Raw genomic sequence first — 1,149 nt, 5'->3', positions numbered from 1 at the left:
ATGCCCACCCAAATCAAAGAAACTGTCATGAATCCCCACCCGAGGCACCCCAAGAACCTCAGCGAACAAACGACAGAGGGTTTCCTCCTCCGGTTCGCGGGGTGTGTCGTCGGTGATGGCGGTGGTGAAGTCGGGTGCGGGCAGGGCCTGTCGGTCGAGCTTCCCGTTCACCGTGCGGGGAAGACCGTCCAGGACGACGACCGCGGCCGGGACCATGTGGTCGGGGAGATGGCGGGCCAGCTCCCGCCGTACCACCGCACCGTCCAGAACCACCCCGGCACGCGGGACGACGTACCCGACGAGGCGGCGGTCGTCGGGCCGGTCGGAGCGGACCGCGACGGCGGCCTGGGCGATGTTCTCCAGGGCCAGCAGCACGGCCTCGATCTCACCCAGCTCGATACGGAAACCCCGCACCTTCACCTGATCATCAGCCCGGCCCACATACTCCAGACTCCCGTCCCGCAGCCTGCGCACCAGATCCCCCGTCCGGTACATCCGGGTGCCCGCGGGACCGTACGGATCGGCGACAAAGCGGCCCGCCGTGAGGACGGCACGTCCCGCGTAGCCGCGCGCAAGACCCTCACCCGATATGTAGAGCTCGCCGGTGACGCCGACGGGCACGAGCCTGAGGGCGGGGTCGAGGACATGGAGGCGGGTCCCGGTGACGGGACGGCCGATGGGCGGACGAGTGTCACCGGTCAGAGGCTCGGAGAGCGCGGCGCAGACCGTGGACTCGGTCGGCCCGTAGGCGTTGATCATCCGCCGGCCCGGCGCCCAGCGTCCCACCAGCTCGCCCGCGCACGCCTCGCCGCCCACCACCAGGGTCTCCAGTGCCGGGAGTTCGGCCTCCGCGAGACCCGACAGGACCGTCGGCGGGATCAACGCGTGCGTGATCCGGTGCCGCTCCAGCTCACGAACCAGGGCCTCGCCGCCGAGACGGCCCGCCGGAGCCACCACCAGCGTCCCCGACGACGCGAACGCCATCAGCATCTCCATCACCGCCGCGTCGAAACTGAACGACGCCAGCTGCAACACCCGACTGCCCGTGCTCAGCCCGAAGCGCTCCACTTGCTCGACCGCCAGCATCCCCAGCCCCGTATGCGACACCACCACACCCTTCGGCCGGCCCGTCGACCCCGAGGTGTAGAT

1 protein-coding gene is annotated in these 1,149 nt (G+C 70.1%); it reads right to left on the bottom strand.

Annotated features, from left to right (window positions below):
* Positions 1-1,149: non-ribosomal peptide synthetase (locus IE247_RS33895; protein WP_190127215.1), on the bottom strand; the 1,149-nt coding region annotated here is incomplete at both ends.

It is taken from the genome of Streptomyces inusitatus, assembly GCF_014651115.1.
GTDB lineage: Bacteria > Actinomycetota > Actinomycetes > Streptomycetales > Streptomycetaceae > Streptomyces > Streptomyces amakusaensis.
The sequence above is the reverse complement of the archived record's forward strand: the minus strand, read 5'-3'. Positions and strand labels throughout refer to the sequence as shown.